General features: G+C 66.9%; 15 protein-coding genes. 9 read left to right on the top strand and 6 right to left on the bottom strand.

The features are described from left to right. Positions 1–65: 65 nt before the first annotated feature. From ACV7JP_RS06420 to ACV7JP_RS06410, 3 genes are read right to left on the bottom strand one after another with little or no spacing between them, the layout of a single operon-like run. Positions 66–734: a Crp/Fnr family transcriptional regulator gene (locus ACV7JP_RS06420; protein WP_457798392.1), complete on the bottom strand. Its 669-nt coding sequence runs from the start codon at positions 732–734 to the stop codon at positions 66–68. 14 nt (positions 735–748) lie between these two features. Continuing rightward, complete coding sequence (locus tag ACV7JP_RS06415; protein WP_457798391.1) at positions 749–949, bottom strand: YgaP family membrane protein; 201 nt, start codon at positions 947–949, stop codon at positions 749–751. Between the two features lie 14 nt (positions 950–963). Further along, entirely contained in the window at positions 964–1,335 is a 372-nt protein-coding gene (locus ACV7JP_RS06410) for an ArsR/SmtB family transcription factor (protein WP_457798390.1), read from the bottom strand. 155 nt (positions 1,336–1,490) lie between these two features. Here ACV7JP_RS06410 and ACV7JP_RS06405 point away from each other — a divergent pair, with 155 nt between their 5' ends. The 5 genes from ACV7JP_RS06405 to ACV7JP_RS06385 all read left to right on the top strand — a co-directional run bounded on the left by ACV7JP_RS06405 (position 1,491) and on the right by ACV7JP_RS06385 (position 6,832). Then, positions 1,491–1,754, top strand: a complete 264-nt coding sequence (locus tag ACV7JP_RS06405) for a high-potential iron-sulfur protein (protein ID WP_457798389.1) — start codon at positions 1,491–1,493, stop codon at positions 1,752–1,754. 119 nt (positions 1,755–1,873) lie between these two features. Then, positions 1,874–2,842 carry an efflux RND transporter periplasmic adaptor subunit gene (locus ACV7JP_RS06400; protein WP_457798388.1) on the top strand — a complete coding sequence of 323 codons (969 nt, stop codon included), beginning with the start codon at positions 1,874–1,876 and terminating at the stop codon, positions 2,840–2,842. Then, positions 2,839–6,102 carry an efflux RND transporter permease subunit gene (locus tag ACV7JP_RS06395; RefSeq protein WP_457798387.1) on the top strand — a complete coding sequence of 1,088 codons (3,264 nt, stop codon included), beginning with the start codon at positions 2,839–2,841 and terminating at the stop codon, positions 6,100–6,102. The genes ACV7JP_RS06400 and ACV7JP_RS06395 overlap by 4 nt, the downstream gene beginning before the upstream one ends. After that, on the top strand, positions 6,099–6,467 hold the full coding sequence (locus ACV7JP_RS06390) for a carboxymuconolactone decarboxylase family protein (RefSeq protein ID WP_457798386.1): 369 nt from the start codon (positions 6,099–6,101) through the stop codon (positions 6,465–6,467). The genes ACV7JP_RS06395 and ACV7JP_RS06390 overlap by 4 nt, the downstream gene beginning before the upstream one ends. Before the next feature lie 17 nt (positions 6,468–6,484). Next, entirely contained in the window at positions 6,485–6,832 is a 348-nt protein-coding gene (locus tag ACV7JP_RS06385) for a rhodanese-like domain-containing protein (RefSeq protein WP_457798385.1), read from the top strand. A gap of 113 nt (positions 6,833–6,945) precedes the next feature. On the opposite strand, the gene ACV7JP_RS06380 is transcribed toward ACV7JP_RS06385, so the two are convergent. Then, entirely contained in the window at positions 6,946–7,533 is a 588-nt protein-coding gene (locus ACV7JP_RS06380) for a carbonic anhydrase (protein WP_457798384.1), read from the bottom strand. 239 nt (positions 7,534–7,772) lie between these two features. Here ACV7JP_RS06380 and ACV7JP_RS06375 point away from each other — a divergent pair, with 239 nt between their 5' ends. After that, positions 7,773–8,657, top strand: coding sequence for an alpha/beta fold hydrolase (locus ACV7JP_RS06375; protein ID WP_457798383.1), 885 nt, complete (start codon positions 7,773–7,775; stop codon positions 8,655–8,657). Beyond that, on the top strand, positions 8,657–9,526 hold the full coding sequence (locus ACV7JP_RS06370) for a patatin-like phospholipase family protein (RefSeq protein ID WP_457798382.1): 870 nt from the start codon (positions 8,657–8,659) through the stop codon (positions 9,524–9,526). The genes ACV7JP_RS06375 and ACV7JP_RS06370 overlap by 1 nt, the downstream gene beginning before the upstream one ends. Here ACV7JP_RS06370 and ACV7JP_RS06365 read toward each other — a convergent pair. Beyond that, positions 9,511–9,957, bottom strand: a complete 447-nt coding sequence (locus ACV7JP_RS06365) for a nucleoside deaminase (protein ID WP_457798381.1) — start codon at positions 9,955–9,957, stop codon at positions 9,511–9,513. The two genes, ACV7JP_RS06370 and ACV7JP_RS06365, sit on opposite strands and share 16 nt — an antisense overlap. 243 nt (positions 9,958–10,200) lie before the next feature. Here ACV7JP_RS06365 and ACV7JP_RS06360 point away from each other — a divergent pair, with 243 nt between their 5' ends. Both ACV7JP_RS06360 and rsmD read left to right on the top strand, forming a co-directional pair. After that, positions 10,201–12,090 carry a pseudouridine synthase gene (locus tag ACV7JP_RS06360; protein WP_457798380.1) on the top strand — a complete coding sequence of 630 codons (1,890 nt, stop codon included), beginning with the start codon at positions 10,201–10,203 and terminating at the stop codon, positions 12,088–12,090. A gap of 3 nt (positions 12,091–12,093) precedes the next feature. Further along, positions 12,094–12,651: a 16S rRNA (guanine(966)-N(2))-methyltransferase RsmD gene (gene rsmD / locus ACV7JP_RS06355; RefSeq protein WP_457798379.1), complete on the top strand. Its 558-nt coding sequence runs from the start codon at positions 12,094–12,096 to the stop codon at positions 12,649–12,651. A 4-nt stretch (positions 12,652–12,655) separates the two neighbouring features. Here rsmD and ACV7JP_RS06350 read toward each other — a convergent pair whose 3' ends face one another. After that, positions 12,656–16,126 carry an acyl-[ACP]--phospholipid O-acyltransferase gene (locus ACV7JP_RS06350; protein ID WP_457798378.1) on the bottom strand — a complete coding sequence of 1,157 codons (3,471 nt, stop codon included), beginning with the start codon at positions 16,124–16,126 and terminating at the stop codon, positions 12,656–12,658. Positions 16,127–16,132: the final 6 nt, after the last annotated feature.

The following is a 16,132-nucleotide window of genomic DNA, read 5'->3' as shown; positions in this document are numbered from 1 at the left end:
GCGGCCCTCGCCGCGACGCCTCGTTATATTCGTAATATCTAAATTAGTAAAATCGCAAAAGCGACTTAGTCACGCTCGGCGTCGCAAAGCGCGCGCAAGGCGGCCGCGTCGGTGATTTCCGCGCCGCCCCGGGACAATTTGACCCAGCCGGAACGTTCGAAAGTCTTGAGCGTGCGGCCGACCACCTCGCGCGCCGTGCCGAGATCGGCGGCGAGCGCCTGCTGCGTGACCGAGATGCGGTTATCCGCGCCGCGCAAGGCGAGAAGACGCTCCGCGAGGCGCACATTGATGCGTGTGCAGACGATCTCCTCGATGCGCGACATCAGCGTCGCGATGCGGCGGCTGTAGCCGTCGAAGACGAGCGCGCGGAAGCTCGCCGATTCGTTCATCAAGGCCGCGAAACGCTCGGCCGCGACGATATAGGCGGTGACGTCCGTCTCGGCGATCCCTTCCGCCGAATAGGCGTCGTCGGACAGAAGCGAGGCGGTTGTCAGAATGCAGGTCTCGTTGGTCGAGACGCGATAGAGCACGATCTCGCGGCCCGATTCCGTCACGCGCTGCACGCGGACGGCGCCCGCGGCGATCAATGGGAAATGCACGCACTGGTCGCCGGGGCGAAAGAGCACGGCGCCGCGCGGGATCTGCTTGCGGATCGCCGAGTCGCGCAGCATCGTCTTCGTGGGCTCGTCGAGTCTGCGAAGAAGGGGAGCGTCCTCGATCCAATCCGGCGCCATTCGGGATCGATCCGTCAGAAGGCCGCGCCGGGCTTCACGCCCATGCGTTTCAACATCATCGCCAGCGGGCAGAAGCCTGTAAAGGCGGCCTGCAGAAGATTGAGGCCGACAAAGCCCGCGAGCAGCATCCACCAGGGCGAAAGGAAATGCGCCAAAGCGACGCCGAGAAGGACCATCGTCCCCGCGAAAGCCATGACGATGCGATCAATGCTCATGCCGACTCTCCTTCTCAAGCTTTCGCCCGCGCGCTCCTGACGTTCCTGGCGGTCTTCCCGCGCGCGGGGGCGGCGGTCCCGCAATCCTGCGCGCAGAACAATTCGTAGAGCAGGCCGATCACGCGCGCGACATTTTCATCGGCGAGCGAATAATAGATGGTCTGCGACGCGCGGCGGGTCTTGACGAGCTTGTCCTCCCGAAGCCGCGCGAGATGCTGCGAGAGCGACGACTGGCTCAGGCCGACCGCTTCCTGCAACTGCGTGACCGAAAGCTCGTCCTTGTGCAGCTCGCACAGCACCATCAGCCGGTGACGATTGGCGAGGGCTTTCAGGAAGCTCTCCGCCTCTTCGGCCTTGGGCCCGAGGTCGACCGGATTTATATTCATAGCCTCTAAATTAAGTTCATCGAATATAGAAGTCAAGCGCGCCGCGTCCGTCGCCATGTCTCGATTTGTCGCATTTCTCGCTCTGGCGCGAGCTTCATATTAGATAATACGAATTAATCGCGCCTGCGCGGCGGCCATTGAAGAGGAGGAAATCCATGGATGGATTCGATCGCAACAGGAATTGTGGGCGCCGGGGCGTGTTGAAGCGCCTCGGCGCCGCGGCGTTTCTTTCGAGTCTCGGCGCGCTCTTTCGTCCCTCTCCCGCGCGCGCGAAATCCAGCAAGGCGGCGGCGGCCTATCGCGGCGCGCCAAATGGCCGCCAGCGCTGCGCCAATTGCTCCTGGTTCGAGGCCCCGTCGGGATGCGGCGTCGTGAATGGTCGTGTAAGCGCCAGCGGCTGGTGCAATCTCTGGGGCTGACTCCGTCGACCTGCAGGCTCGCCGCATTTTTCGGCCGCGAGCGCGGCGCGCCTTCAATTCGAACTTGCTAAATTATACTTTATGAATATAAGAAAAGGCGCCGCCGCGTGGGAGATTTCATGGGCCGCTTCCGTCCGCTTCTTTTCTTCGCCGCCATCGCGGCGCCCTCCGCCGCCCTGAGCGGCGAAATCGCCGTGCATGTCGCGCCAATCGACGACATGAAGGCGGTCGTCGCTTCAGTGGAGCCCGCCCATCAGCTCGTCGCCCGCGCCCGCATCGGCGGCACGGTGACGACGCTGAAGATCAAGGAGGGCGACACGGTCGCCGCCGGCGCCGAGCTCGCCGTCGTCGCCGACCAGAAGCTCTTTCTGCAGATGCAGTCGATCGACCAGCGCATTCGCGCCCTGCAATCCCAGCGCGACAAGGCGAAGGCGGATTTCGACCGCGCGCAGGAGCTGCTGCGCCGCGGCGTCTCGACAAAGGTGATGTTCGATCAGGCGAAGACCGCGCTCGACGTCGCGGAGCGCAATCTTTCGGCCTTGCAGTCGGATCGCAACGTCATCGAGCAGCAGTCGGCGGAGGGCTCGGTGAAGGCGCCGGGACCGGGCCGGATTCTCACCATCCCCGTCTCGGTCGGGCGCGTCGTCATGCCCGGCGAAATCATCGCGACGCTCGCCGAGGACAATTACATTCTTCGCCTGCAACTGCCCGAGCGCCACGCCCGCTTCATGCGCGCCGGCGACCGCGTCGAGATCGGCGAGCGCGGCGTCAATACGGGCGCCGGGGCGCGCAAGGAAGGGCGTGTGCGCATCGTCTATCCCGAAATCCAGGGCGGGCGCGTCATCGCGGATGTCGACGTGCAGGGTCTGGGCGATTATTTCGTCGGCGAGCGCGCCCGCGTCTATGTGACGACCGGCAAGCGCGACGCGATCCTCGCCCCCAAATCCGCCGTCTATCGCCGCGCGGGCGTCGACTTCGCGCGTCTCGCCAATGGCGCCGAAATTGTCGTGCAGGCCGGCGACGCGCATGGCGACGCGATCGAGATTCTCTCCGGCCTGCATGACGGCGACGTGGTGCGGACGCCATGAGCAGGGAGCAAGCGTTTCATCCGGGCGTATCGGGAACGCTGACGCGCGTCTTCATCAATTCGCCGCTGACGCCGCTGCTGCTCCTCGCCTCCATTCTCGTCGGCCTTATCGCGCTACAGGCGCTGCCGCGCGAGGAGGAGCCGCAAATCTCCGTGCCCATGGTCGACATCATGGTGCAGGCGAACGGCTACAAGGCGGAGGACGCGATCGAGCTCATCACGCGCCCGCTCGAGGACATCATCAAGGGCGTCAACGGCGTCGAGCATGTCTATTCGCAGACGCGCGACGATCAGGTAATGGTCACGGCGCGCTTCTTCGTCGGCACGCCGCAGGACAACGCCGTGCTGCGCGTGCACGACAAGATTCGCGCCAATATTACAGGGCTGCCCAAGGGCATTCCCGAGCCGCTCATCGTCGGGCGCGGCATTGACGACGTCGCCATCGTGGCGCTGACGCTTTCCGCCAGGCCCGAGCGCGCGACGGGCTGGACCGACAATGGGCTATATCAGGTCGCCGAGGAGCTTCAGCACGACCTCGCCAAGGTCGAGAATGTCGGCCTAAGCTACATTGTCGGCGGCAGCCCGAACCAGATCCGCGTCGAGCCCGATCCCGAGCGCCTGTCGCAATATGGCGTGACGCTCAGCCAGCTCATCGACAAGCTCACCAACGCCAACCGCTCCTTCCAGGTCGGCGCTTTTCGCGAAGGCAACCGCTCTATTCCCGTCGTCGCGGGCCAGACGTTGCAGGGCGTCCCCGACATCGGCCTGCTTCTGCTGACGACGCGCGACGGGCGGCCCGTCTATGTGAAGGACGTGGCCAATATCGTCGTCGGCGCCTCGGAGCCCGACAAGCGCAGTTGGACGATGACGAAGGAGAAAGACGGCGCGCTCATGAAGCGCCCCGCCGTCAGCATCGCCATCGCCAAGCGCAAGGGCGCCAACGCCGTCATCGTCGCGGAGGACGTGCTGAAGCGGCTCGAATCGGTCAAAGGCCGCATCGTTCCTGAAGATCTTGAGATCACGGTCACGCGCAATTATGGCGAGACGGCCACGGAAAAGGCGAATGAGCTGCTTTTCCATCTCGCGCTCGCCACCGTCTCCATCGTCCTGCTCATCGTCGTGATGGTCGGCTGGCGCGAGGGCGTCGTCGTCTTCGTCATCATCCCGACGACGATCCTGCTCACCCTCTTCGCCTCCTGGCTGATGGGCTACACGATCAACCGCGTCAGTCTCTTCGCGCTCATCTTCTCCATCGGCATTCTCGTCGATGACGCCATCGTCGTCGTGGAGAATATCGTCCGCCACTGGCGGATGCGCAGTGAGCGCAGCCTGATCGACGCCGCGGTCGAGGCCGTGGCGGAAGTCGGCAATCCGACCATCGTCGCGACCATGACGATCATCGCCGCGCTGCTGCCAATGATGTTCGTCTCGGGCCTGATGGGGCCCTATATGAGCCCCATTCCGGCGAACGCCTCGCTCGCCATGGTGTTCTCCTTCTTCGTCGCCATGACGATCACGCCCTGGCTTCTCCTGAAGATCGCCGGCAGGCGTTTCGAACGGGAAGGCGGCGCGAGTGATGACCATTCGCATGAACGCGGCGCCATGGGAGACTTCTACGCGCGCATCGCGACGCCTTTGCTTCAGGGGCGCGAGCGGTCGAAGCGCTTTCTCGCCGCCGTGGGCGTGGCGACGCTTCTCTCGCTTGCGCTCTTCGCGACGAAGAGCGTGCGGGTGAAACTGCTGCCTTTCGACAACAAATCGGAGATCGCCGTTGTCGTCGATCTCCCGCGCGGCGCGTCGCTCGAAGAGACCGACCGCGTGCTGACCGCGGCGGCCGAGCGGTTGAAGGACATTCCGGAGCTGACTTCCATCCAGTCCTATGCGGGCGCGGCCGCGCCCTTCAACTTCAATGGTCTGGTGCGTCACTATTACGTGCGCATGGCGCCGGAGATGGGCGATCTCGCCATCAACCTTCTGCCCAAGGACGAGCGCAAGCGCGCCTCCCACGCCATCGCCCTCGAGGTTCGCGAGAAGCTCAAGGGGCTGCCCATGCCTGAGCGCACGGCCGTCAAGGTGGTGGAAGTGCCGCCGGGTCCGCCCGTGCTTTCAACGCTGCTGGCCGAAGTCTATGGGCCGGACGCCCAGACGCGGCGCGATCTTGCGACGAAGCTGCGCAAGGCTTTCGATGCGGTCGACTTCGTCGTCGACACGGATGATTCATTCGGACAACGCGCGGAGCGGCTGCGCTTCGCGATCGATCAGGAAGCGCTCGAATATCACGGCGTCGAGGAGCGCGCGGTCTATGACACGATCGGCGCGCTGGTGGGCGGCGTGAAGATCGGCTTCTCGCAAAGGGGCGGCGGCGCCAAGCCCATCGACATCACGGTCGCTTTGCCGCGCGGTGAGATGACGCCCGGCGAACGCATTCTTTCGACGCCGCTTCCCGCCGGCGGCACGGTGCGTCAGGGCGCCAATGTCGAGCTAGGCGACGTGGTGAAGGCGACGCGCGAGCTTGGCTCCTATCCGATCTTTCGCCACAATGGCCGCTTCGCGGAGATGGTGAGCGCGGAGGTCGCCGGGCGCTTCGAGGCGCCGATCTACGGCATGTTCGCGGTCGAGGACGAGATCGAGAAGATCGACTGGAGACCACAAGGCGCGCCGACGATCAAATATCACGGCCAGCCGCTCGACGACGCGCAGCCGACCATTCTGTGGGACGGCGAGTGGGAGGTCACTTACGTCACCTTCCGCGACATGGGCGCGGCCTTCATGGTCGCCTTGCTTGGCATCTATCTGCTCGTCGTCGCGCAGTTCGAATCGTTCAAGCTGCCGCTCGTCATTCTCGCGCCCGTGCCGCTGACGCTCCTCGGCATTGTGATCGGGCATCTGCTCTTCAACGCCGCCTTCACGGCGACGTCGATGATCGGCTTCATCGCGCTCGCCGGCATCGTGGTGCGCAACTCGATCCTGCTCGTCGATTTCATCCGCCATCTGCGCGAGAAGGGCATGCCCCTGCGCGCCGCGCTGGTCGAGGCGGGCGCGGTGCGCTTCAAGCCGATCTTTCTCACCGCCGCGGCGGCGATCATCGGCGCGGCCTTCATTCTGACGGACCCGATCTTCCAGGGCCTCGCCATCTCGCTCGTCTTCGGCCTCGCCTCCTCGACGGCGCTGACGCTGCTCGTCATCCCCGCCATCTATGTCGTCCTGCGCGACGACGAAGGACCCGAGGCGCCGCGCGCGCCAGAAAGGACAACGCCATGACAAATGACTGGCCCGAACTCGCCAAGGCGCTCTCCGCCGATCTGCGCAATCTGCGCATCGGCGCGCCGGACCTGATGAAAGCCTTCTCCTCCATGGCGACGACGGCGGGCGCGCCCGGCGCGCTCGACGCCAAGACCAAGGAGCTGATCGCGCTCGCGGTAAGCGTCTCCGCGCGCTGCGACGACTGCATCGCCTTCCACGCCAAGGCGGCCGCGCAACGCGGCGCGACGCGCGAGGAGGTGATGGAGACGCTCGCCATGGCGATCTACATGGGCGCCGGACCTTCCGTGATGTACGCAAGCCACGCGCTGGCGGCCTTCACCCAGTTCGACGCCGAGACGAGTCCCCAGGCGAAATCCGCCTGAACAAGAAGGAAGAAGACATGCTCTCAGCTCTGATGTCGAAACTCATGGGCGGCGGCGGCAATGAAACGCCGACGATTGAGCACGAGGATTTCGCGCGCATGGTGAAGGAAGGCTCCTGCGCCATTGTCGACGTGCGCGAGCCGCATGAATACGCCGCAGGCCATGTGCCGGGGGCGAAGAATTTGCCGCTGTCGCAGTTCGACCCGTCGAAACTGCCGAAGGGCCAGTGCGTCATCATCTGCCAGGCGGGCGGCCGCTCGGCCAAGGCGCTGGGCCAGGCGATTGCATCCGGCCGCAAGGACATCCGTCATTACGCGCCCGGCACCGGCGGCTGGCGCGCGCGCGGCGGCGCGGTGGAGGGGTGATCAAACCATGACTCCGTCATTGCGAGGAGCGTAAGCGAGGAAGCAATCCAGGGCTGCGATGCGGCTCTGGATTGCTTCGCTTCGCTCGCAATGACGCCAAGAGACTTGACGGCTTACGCCGCCTTGCCGATCTCCGTCGCCTTCGGAACTTCGACGAGCTTGCCCGTCTTCACGTCATAGATGTAGCCATAGATCGGGATGTTCTTCGGCGTCAGCGGATGCGAGCGGATGCGCGCCACGTCCTGCGCGACGCTTTCTTCCTGATCCTTGATCGTGTGCCATTTGATGAAATGGCCGGCCGCGCAGCCGCCGCCATTTTGCGGGTTCGACCATTTCAGCGTCGTCATGTCGAGCGCGGCGGTCGACAGGCTGTCTTCGAGCAGCTCGGCCATCACCTCGTCGCAGAACAGCTCCATGCCGCAATTGGTGTGATGGATCACGAACCATTCCGTCGTGCCGAGCAGCTTGTGCGAAATGACGAGCGAGCGGATCGCGTCGTCCGAGGCGCGGCCGCCGGCGTTGCGGATGACATGCGCGTCGCCTTCCGAGAGGCCCGCATATTTCGCGGGATCGAGTCGGGCGTCCATGCAGGTCAGAATCGCGAAGCCGCGCGCCGGCGGCAGAGCGAGCTCGCCCTTCGAACCGAAACCCGCGACGTAAGCGGCGTTGGCGGACATGACTTCGTCGACGATCCTGCTCATCTTCTCCTCCCTTGAAGCGTTTGATTAGACTCTGTGATTTCCTTTTTTCCCTAGCCGGACTTTGTAACGCTTCGATGCGCTTTTCAAGCAAAGGAAGGAAATGATTTTCGTGACAAAGTCGCTTGACTGCGCGAAAGAAGAAAAACCGTGACCGAAGCGCGGAGCGTTACTATATAACGTCCCCGAAAACGATCGTCACAAGGGCTGCAAGCCTGCTTCCCGCAAACATGGTTGGAGTAATGTCAGAATTCGCCGATCTCTTCCCCGGTTTCGCCTCGCATTGGATCGACGCGGGGGCGGGAAAAATCTTCGCGCGGTCTCATGGCGCCGGCCCGGCGCTCGTCCTGCTGCACGGCTTCGGCGAGACGCATGTGGCCTGGCGCAAGATCGCGCCCAAGCTCGCCGAGCGCTTCACCGTCGTCGCCATGGATCTGCGCGGCTATGGCTGGTCGGCGGCGCCCGCCAGCGAGAAGGGCGAAGCTTACGCGAAGCGTGAAATGGCCGACGACGTCGTCAAGGTCATGGAGGCGCTCGGCCATGTGCGCTTCGCGCTCGCCGGCCACGACCGCGGCGCGCGCGTGGGCTTCCGCCTCGCGCTCGACCATCCGGGCCGCCTCGCCAGGCTCGCGCTCATCAACATCGCGCCCGTGGACGATAATTTCGGGGCGAGCGACCTCTGGCGGGTCGGTCGGTCGCGTTTTCTCAGCATGGACGCCCCGCAGCCCGAGGAGCTGATCGCGCTCGACCCCGCCGACTTCTTGAACGACGCGCTGTTGGACTCGTCGAAGGATAAATCCCTCGACGCCTTCGGCGCGCAAGCGCTCGCTTATTATCACGCCGCCTTCAACGACCCCGCGCGCATCCACGCCTTCTGCGAGGACTACCGCGCCGGCGCCACGCTCGACAAAGAGGCGCTCGCCTCCGACAGGGCGGCGGGCAGGAAGCTCATCGTTCCGACGCTCATTCTCTATGGCGAGTCGACCTTTCCGGGCTTGGGCTCGTCGCTCCTCGACGCCTGGAAGGAATGGGGCGACGACGTGACGGGCGCCTCCGTGGATAGCGGCCTTTACGCCATGGAGGAAGCGCCGGAAGCGACTCTTCAGGCGCTGGAGGCGTTCCTCTGATGAATAGCGGCGGCGCGCTCGGCGGCAGGACCGTCGCCTTGGCGCTTGGCGGCGGCGGCGCGCGCGGTCTCGCCCATATCAGCGTGCTGCAGGCGCTGGACGAGATGGGCGTGCGCCCCGTCGCCATGGCGGGCGCGTCGATCGGCGCCATTATCGGATCGGCCTATGCGGCGGGCTTCTCCGGCGCCGAGCTGCGCGCGCATACGGAAGCGATCCTGAGCAATCGCCTCGGCCTTGCGCGCAAGCTCCTTTATGCGCGGGCGCGCCGGCGCCAGCCGCTGCTGCAACGCCTCGCGCATCCGCTCCTCTTCGACGGCGTGCGTTTTCTCGAAGCCTTCTGGCCCGAGGGCATGCCCGAGACGTTCGAGGAGCTGCAAATCCCGATGACCGTGGTGGCGACGGATTTCCGCCGCCGGACGGAGGCGGTGTTCTCGCGCGGCTCGCTGCGCACCGCCGTCGCCGGCTCCATGGCGATCCCCGGCGTGGTGCGGCCGCCGAAAAGCGAGGTCGGCTATCTGGTCGACGGCGGCCTCGTCAATCCGCTGCCTTACGATCATCTGGCGGGACGCGCCGACATCATCATCGCCGTGAACGTCTCCGGCAATTCCGGCATGGAGAGCGAGACCCGCGCGCCCTCGCCTTTCCAGACCATCATCGTCGCCAGCCAGATTCTGATGAATTCGATCAGCTCGCGCATGATCGAGGAGAATCCGCCGGACGTGCTGATCGCGCCCGCCGTGCATCAATATCTGGCGCTCGATCTCTTCAAGACGTCGCGCATCTTCATGGCCGGCGACGCCTGCCGCGACGCGCTGCGCGGGCAATTGCTGCAAGCCGCCGAGCGGCTGGAAAATCAGCGCCTCGACTGAAAGAAGTCGCGCAGCATCCGCGCCGCCTCGCTTTCGCGGATGCCCCCATAGACCTCCGGCGCATGGTGGCAGGTCGGCTGCGAGAAGAAGCGCGGCCCGTGCTCGACGGCGCCGCCTTTGGGATCGCTTGCGGCGAAATAGAGCCGCCGGATGCGCGCGAAGGAAATGGCGGCGGCGCACATGGCGCAGGGCTCGAGCGTCACATAGAGATCGCAGTCGATAAGCCGTTCGCCGCCGATCCTCGCGCAGGCGGCGCGAATCGCCAGCATCTCGGCATGGGCCGTCGGGTCGCGGTCGCGCAGCGTGCGATTGCCGGCGGTCGCGAGGATTTCGCCCGCGCGCACAATGGCCGCGCCGACGGGAACCTCCTCTGCTGCGGCGGCTGCGCGGGCCGCCTCGAAGGCGGCGGCGAAGGGGTCGGAAGAGGTCATCTGGCGGCGTGACGGGCGCCAAATGCCCCCCCTTTACGGGGAGGTCGGCGGTTGTAAGCCGCCGGGCGGGGTTCGCGCCGGCATGCAGGTCGGGGCCGGTCCCATCCGGCCCCGCCGCCCGGGACCGCCCTCCCCGTAAAAGCTAAGGGAGCCACACATCTCCAGAAGGCCGCCAACGCCGTCATCTCGCGCCCCTCCAAGGATCGCGCTTCAAAGCTCTTCGCTCGCCTGCTATCAAAGACCATGGCTGACAAGAAACCAACAAAGCGCTCCGGCGCGCCCGGCGGCGATCGTCCCATGCGCCGCCGCGACTCCAAAACTTTCCCCGGCAAGACTCCGCCCGGCAAGACTCCGCGCGACAAGGCCGCGCGCCATGACGCGCGCAAATTCGCCTCGGACGACAAGCCGCGCGGCGCCAAGCCCGCGACGCCGCGCGCCAAATCCAAGCCCGCCCCCGCGCCCGTCGAAAAGACCAGCGCCTTCGAGGGCGAGCGCATCGCCAAGGCCATGGCGCGCGCCGGCGTCTGCTCGCGCCGCGACGCGGAGCATTGGATCGCCGAAGGCCGCGTCGCCGTCAATGGCGAGGTGCTGACGAGTCCGGCCGTCAATGTGACCGAGGCCGACAGGATCGCGATTGACGGCGCGCCCATGCAGGCGCGCGAGCGCACGCGGCTCTTCCTGTTCCACAAGCCCGCCGGGCTCGTGACGACGGCGAGCGACCCGGAAGGCCGTCCGACCGTCTTCTCATATCTCGAAGAGCGCCATTCCGATCTGCCGCGCCTCGTCAGCGTCGGGCGGCTCGACATCAACACGGAAGGCCTGCTGCTCCTCACCAATGACGGCGGCCTCGCGCGCACGCTGGAATTGCCGGCGACGGGTTGGACGCGGCGCTATCGCGTGCGCGTGCATGGCGAGACCGACCAGGCGCGGCTCGACGCGCTGAAAACGGGCGTCACGGTCGAGGACGTGGCCTACGCGCCCATCGAGGCGCGGCTCGAGCGCGTGCAGGGCGCCAACGCCTGGATCGCGATGAGCCTTGTCGAGGGCAAGAACCGCGAAGTCAAGCGCGTGATGGAGCATCTGGGCCTCGACGTGACGCGCCTTATCCGCGTTTCCTATGGGCCCTTCCAGCTCGGAGAACTGGCGGAAGGCGCCGTCGAGGAGGTGAAGCTCAAGATTCTGCGCGAGCAGCTCGGCAAGAGCCTCGCGGAGCTCGCGGGCGCCGATTTCGCCTCGCCCTTGCGCGCGGAGACGCCGGCCGAGAAGCAGGAGCAGCGCGAGCGGATCGAGAAACGCGCGCGCAAGCATGTCTCCGTGCTGCGCAAGGAGCGCGACGAGCAAAGCGAGAAGGGGCCGCGCGCGCGCGTCACGCGCGGCGCCACGGCCGACCGCAAGGGCCGCGCCGTCGTCGTCGAGCGCGTGACGCCCACGCGGCGCAAGGCGGCCGCCGAGGAGGAAGCGCCCTCGCGCAACGCCAAGCGTTTCGAAGCGATGCGCGCGGGCCGCCGCCCGCCGCTCGGGGAAGCCGAGCGTCCGGGGCGCGGCGGCGCGAAGGGCGCGCGCCAGGCGGGATTTGCGCGGGACGATCGACGCGGCGGCGACGATCGCGGTTCCCGTTTCGAGAGCGCCGGCGGCGAGCGCCCGGCGCGCCCGCCGCGCGGGCGTCTCGACGCGCAGCCGCATCGCGCCCATGGCGACGTCAAGGCCGCGCGCGATCACGCGCGCACGCGCCCGCCGGGCGGAGACCGGAGCAGGGACGATCGTCGTTCGCCTCGCGGCGAAGGCGAGGAGGCGCCGCGCAACGCCCGCGGCGGCGCGCGGCCCGCGCGCAATCGCGGCTTCGACGGTCCGCGCGGCGAGGGCCGGGAGCGTCAGGGCGGAGAGAACCGCCGGGAGCGCGGCGCGCCCGCGCGCAAATTCGACCGCCCACAGGGCGCGTCCGGCTTTGCGCGGGGCGGCGAGGAACGCAAGCCGCGCGGATCGCGGGCGGCCGAAAGCAGACCCGCGGAAGACGCCGCTGCGCGCGGACCGCGCGGCGGCGCGCCGAGACGGGGCCCTCCCAAAGGTCCGCCGAAAGGCCGCGGACCCGGCAGGGGGCCGGAAAAAGGTCCGCGCAAGCCGCGTGGGAAATAGGCGATGCGCATCGTCGGCGGCGCGCTGCGCGGGCGCGCGCTCAACGGCCCGCGCTCGCAGGCCATCCGCCCGACCTCGGATCGCCTGCGTGAATCCGTCTTCGACATTCTCGCTCATCGCTTCGGCGATCCCGTCCGGGGCGCGGCGGTCATCGATCTTTTCGCCGGCACGGGCGCGCTGGGATTGGAGGCGATTTCGCGGGGCGCCGCGCGCGCGCTCTTCGTCGACGACGGCGCGGAAGCCCGCGCGCTGTTGCGCGCCAATGTCGAGGCGCTGGGGCTAGGCGGCGTCACCCGCGTCTTCCGCCGCGACGCGACGAAGCTCGGGGCCGCGCCGCCGGGCGAAGCCTTTTCGCTCGCCTTTCTCGATCCGCCCTATGGCAGGGGCCTGGCCGAGCCGGCGCTTGCGGCGCTGATCGAGGGCGGCTGGCTCGCGCCGGAGGCGCTCGTGGTGATCGAGGAATCCGCCGACGCGGCCCTGGCGCCGCCGGCGCCGCTGAAGCTGGAGGATGCGCGCCGCTACGGCGATACGCAGTTCCTGTTCGCGCGCTTCGCGCCGTGAGTCCCTATGCCGAGGCCGTATTCCCGTCGATGCGCCCCAGCACCCCATTGGGCAGGCGCGGGCCGCCGGCCATATAGCGGTTGCGGTCGCGCACCATTCTGGTGACGCCGGAAAAATCGAGCTTGCCGGAGCCGAGCAGCGGAATGTGCTCGACATATAGAACCTCCGCGGGGATCGACAGATCGGAGGCGCCCTTCGATTTGGCGTAGGCCATGAAATCGGCGCGCGCCGCGTCCTTCTGCTGCGTGACGAGCACGATGCGCTCGCCCTTGCGCGGATCAATCTCCGTCGCGCAAGCCGACAGCGCCTTGGGCCAGAGCTCGGCGGCGAGCTGCTCCACCGCCGCGAGCGACACCATCTCGCCGCCGATCTTGGCGAAGCGCTTGGCGCGGCCCTTGATCGTGACGAATCCCTCCGCGTCGATCGTGACGATGTCGCCCGTGTCGTACCAGCCGTCCTCCGGCGGCTGCAGCACGCCCGGCTTGTCGGCCTTGAGATAGCCCATCATGACATTGGGCCCGCGCACGAACAGGCGGCCGCCTTCCTCGACGCCCGGCACGGGTTCGAGCTTGTGGTCAACGCCCGGCATCAGGCGCCCGACCGTGCCGAATTTGTTGAACATCGGCGTATTGAGCGAGAGCACCGGCGCCGTCTCGGTGACGCCGTAGCCTTCAAGAATGCGGACGCCGAACTTCTCGCACCAGACGTCGCGCGTCGACTGCTTCACCGGCTCGGCACCGGCGACGACATAGCGGATCGAGCGGAAATCGTAAGCATGCGCGCTGCGCGCATAGCCCGCGAGGAACGTGTCCGTGCCGAAGAAGATGGTGGCGTTCGTGCCGTAGATCATTTCCGGCACGATGCGATAATGCAGCGGCGAGGGGTAGAAATAGACCGGCACGCCGGAGATGAGCGGCAGCATGAAGCCGATCGTCAAGCCGAAGCAGTGGAAGACCGGCAGCACGTTGAAGACCTTGTCCTTGCGGCCGAAGTCGATGCGCGCCGCCGCCTGCGCGGCGTTGGCCAGAAGGTTGCGATGCGAGAGCGCGACGCCTTTCGGCGCGCCTTCCGAACCCGACGTGAACAGCACCGTCGCCATGTCGTCGGCCTTGCGCGCGACCACGGGCTTCTTGAAGCGCAGCATGGCGCCGAGCTTGTCGAGGCGCGTGAGGCTCGCGCGCATGTCTTCGAGATAGACGAGCCGGACCTTCTCCTGCAAAGCCTCGACGAGCTTTTCGAGCTTGCCCTTCTCGATGAAGGCGCGCGAGGTCAGGATCGTCTCGACCGCCGCGCCCTCGCAGCCAGCGAGGATATTTGTGGCGCCGGCGGTGAAGTTGATCATGGCCGGCACGCGCCCCGCCGAGGTCACGGCGAGAAAGGTCACGCCCGCGGCGTTGGCGTTGGGCAGCATGATTCCGATCCGGTCGCCCGGCGCGCCGATCTTCGCGATCTTCTCGCCAAGCGCGCGCGCGCCGATGAGAATCTTGCGATAGGTGAGCTGGCCGGTCAGCGGGTCCTCGAGCGCGACGCGCGAAAATCCATGCTTGTCGCCGGCGCGCAAGGCGGCCTCGAAGACCGTCTCGTCGGTCCTGGTCGTGCGGAAGATCAGGTCCGACATGATCTGATAGAGCGCGGCGCCCGCCGCCATGCGGCGCGCCTTGCCCTTCAGCGCCTCGTCGACCGTGAGGCGCACCGGCTCCTGCACGGTGAGCGTGAATTTCGGGAACCAGCGGCGGCGCGCCTGTTCACGCGTCAGGCGCGAGAACATGGTCGCCTCGGGGCCGTCGATCTTCACCGGCACGACGAGGGCGCCGGATTTCTCGGCGATGAGGCCCGCGCCGTCATAGACCTTCATCAGGCTGCCGGTGACGGTGAGGCGCCCTTCGGGGAAGATGACGAGGGACTCGCCCGCCTTCACGGCGTTGACCAGCGTGCGCGTGCCGAGGGGCTTCGACGGATCGAGGGGAATGGCGCGGGTGAAGCGCAGGAAGGGCTTCACCCACCAGCGCTGCGAAATGCCGTGGTCGATGGCGAAGACCGGGTCTTTCGGCAGGACGGAGAGGATCGCCGCCGCGTCGAGGAAGCTCACATGGTTGAGCGCGATGATGGGGTTCGGGCCGGCCTTCTCAAAATTCTCCAGCCCCTTCGCTTCGAGCCGGTAGAAGGCGCGAAAAATGATCGACAGGATGTCGAGCATCGGGTTTTTCACGATGGCGTAGCGGATCCATATGGCCGAGAGCAGCGCCACGGCGGCCATGCCGAGAATGAGCTCGGCGAGCGAGACGCCTTGCGCCTGGAGGAAGGCGACTCCCGCGCCGCCGACCGCCATGAAGGCGGCGTTGTGGACATTGACCGCCGCGACGGTGCGCGCGCGTTCGGCCTCGGGGCTCTGCGCCTGAATGGCGGCGAAGGCCGGGACGATCATCAGCCCGCCGGCGAGCGCGATGAAGGCCATGTCGATCGCGGCGCGCAGCGCGCCCTGCTGCGCGAAATAGGCGGCGGGCGCGAGGCCGGCCGCGTCGTCGCCCGTCTTGCGCAGAAGCTCCGCGACGCCGAGATCGGCGGCGGCGAAGCCGATAATGGCCGCGCCGATGGCGGCGGGGAGCAGCACGATGCGGCCCTTGAGCAGAAAGGCGGCGAGGCCCGAGCCGAGGCCGATGGCGACCGCGAAGATCGCGAGGTGAATGGTGACGACGCTCTCCGCGCCATGGAGAGACCGGGTCACGAGCGGCGGCATCAGCGACATGGCGATGGAGCCGTAGAGCCAGAAGAGGCTCGTCACCGTCGTGAGCTTGCGCAGCTCGGGCCTCGCGCGCAAGGCCCGCAGCAGCTTGAAGGTCGAGCGGAAGATGACGGGATCGATGCGGAGCTCCGGGGCGGCGCTCTTGGTCGAGGGAATGAGCCAGGCGGCGGCGTAGCTCGCGAGCGCGACGGCCATGACGCCCGCCGCGAAGGCGATGGCGCCGAAATGGCTCCCATGCTCCTGCATGGCGAGCCCGCCGGCGATCGTGCCCGCAAGAATGGCGACGAAGGTCGCGCTTTCCACGAGGGCGTTGCCGGCCGGCAATTCCTCGCGCGAGAGATGGTCCGGCAGAATGCCGTATTTCACGGGACCGAAAAGGGCGCCCGTGACGCCGAAGAGCACGAGCGCCGTAAAGAGCGTCGGCACGTCCGAGAAATAGAAGCCCGCCGCCGAAAGGCCCGCGACGCCGATCTCGGCGAAGCTGAGGCGCCGCGCGATCATCGCCTTGTCGAACTTGTCCGCCATCTCGCCGGCGATTCCCGACAGGATGAAGAAGGGCGCGATGAAGGCCGCGCCGGCCAGCGTGACGAGCGACGCGCCTTTCTCGCCGCCGATCTGGGCGAGGATCAGAAGAACGAGCGCGTTCTTGAGGAAATTATCGTTGAAGGCCGCGAAGAACTGACGCCAGAAAAGGGGCGCAAAGCGGCGCGTGGCGAGAAGCGACTGCGACATGCGGAG

It is taken from the genome of Methylocystis sp. S23, assembly GCF_054106005.1.
This window is presented reverse-complemented; position numbering and strand designations above follow the sequence as displayed.

Bases quoted from the DNA above. Each gene is read 5' to 3' on its own strand.
- ACV7JP_RS06420 (WP_457798392.1), bottom strand. From the start codon at position 734: ATGGCGCCGGATTGGATCGAGGACGCTCCCCTTCTTCGCAGACTCGAC.
- ACV7JP_RS06415 (WP_457798391.1), bottom strand. From the start codon at position 949: ATGAGCATTGATCGCATCGTCATGGCTTTCGCGGGGACGATGGTCCTT.
- ACV7JP_RS06410 (WP_457798390.1), bottom strand. From the start codon at position 1,335: ATGAATATAAATCCGGTCGACCTCGGGCCCAAGGCCGAAGAGGCGGAG.
- ACV7JP_RS06405 (WP_457798389.1), top strand. From the start codon at position 1,491: ATGGATGGATTCGATCGCAACAGGAATTGTGGGCGCCGGGGCGTGTTG.
- ACV7JP_RS06400 (WP_457798388.1), top strand. From the start codon at position 1,874: ATGGGCCGCTTCCGTCCGCTTCTTTTCTTCGCCGCCATCGCGGCGCCC.
- ACV7JP_RS06395 (WP_457798387.1), top strand. From the start codon at position 2,839: ATGAGCAGGGAGCAAGCGTTTCATCCGGGCGTATCGGGAACGCTGACG.
- ACV7JP_RS06390 (WP_457798386.1), top strand. From the start codon at position 6,099: ATGACAAATGACTGGCCCGAACTCGCCAAGGCGCTCTCCGCCGATCTG.
- ACV7JP_RS06385 (WP_457798385.1), top strand. From the start codon at position 6,485: ATGCTCTCAGCTCTGATGTCGAAACTCATGGGCGGCGGCGGCAATGAA.
- ACV7JP_RS06380 (WP_457798384.1), bottom strand. From the start codon at position 7,533: ATGAGCAGGATCGTCGACGAAGTCATGTCCGCCAACGCCGCTTACGTC.
- ACV7JP_RS06375 (WP_457798383.1), top strand. From the start codon at position 7,773: ATGTCAGAATTCGCCGATCTCTTCCCCGGTTTCGCCTCGCATTGGATC.
- ACV7JP_RS06370 (WP_457798382.1), top strand. From the start codon at position 8,657: ATGAATAGCGGCGGCGCGCTCGGCGGCAGGACCGTCGCCTTGGCGCTT.
- ACV7JP_RS06365 (WP_457798381.1), bottom strand. From the start codon at position 9,957: ATGACCTCTTCCGACCCCTTCGCCGCCGCCTTCGAGGCGGCCCGCGCA.
- ACV7JP_RS06360 (WP_457798380.1), top strand. From the start codon at position 10,201: ATGGCTGACAAGAAACCAACAAAGCGCTCCGGCGCGCCCGGCGGCGAT.
- rsmD (WP_457798379.1), top strand. From the start codon at position 12,094: ATGCGCATCGTCGGCGGCGCGCTGCGCGGGCGCGCGCTCAACGGCCCG.
- ACV7JP_RS06350 (WP_457798378.1), bottom strand. From the start codon at position 16,126: ATGTCGCAGTCGCTTCTCGCCACGCGCCGCTTTGCGCCCCTTTTCTGG.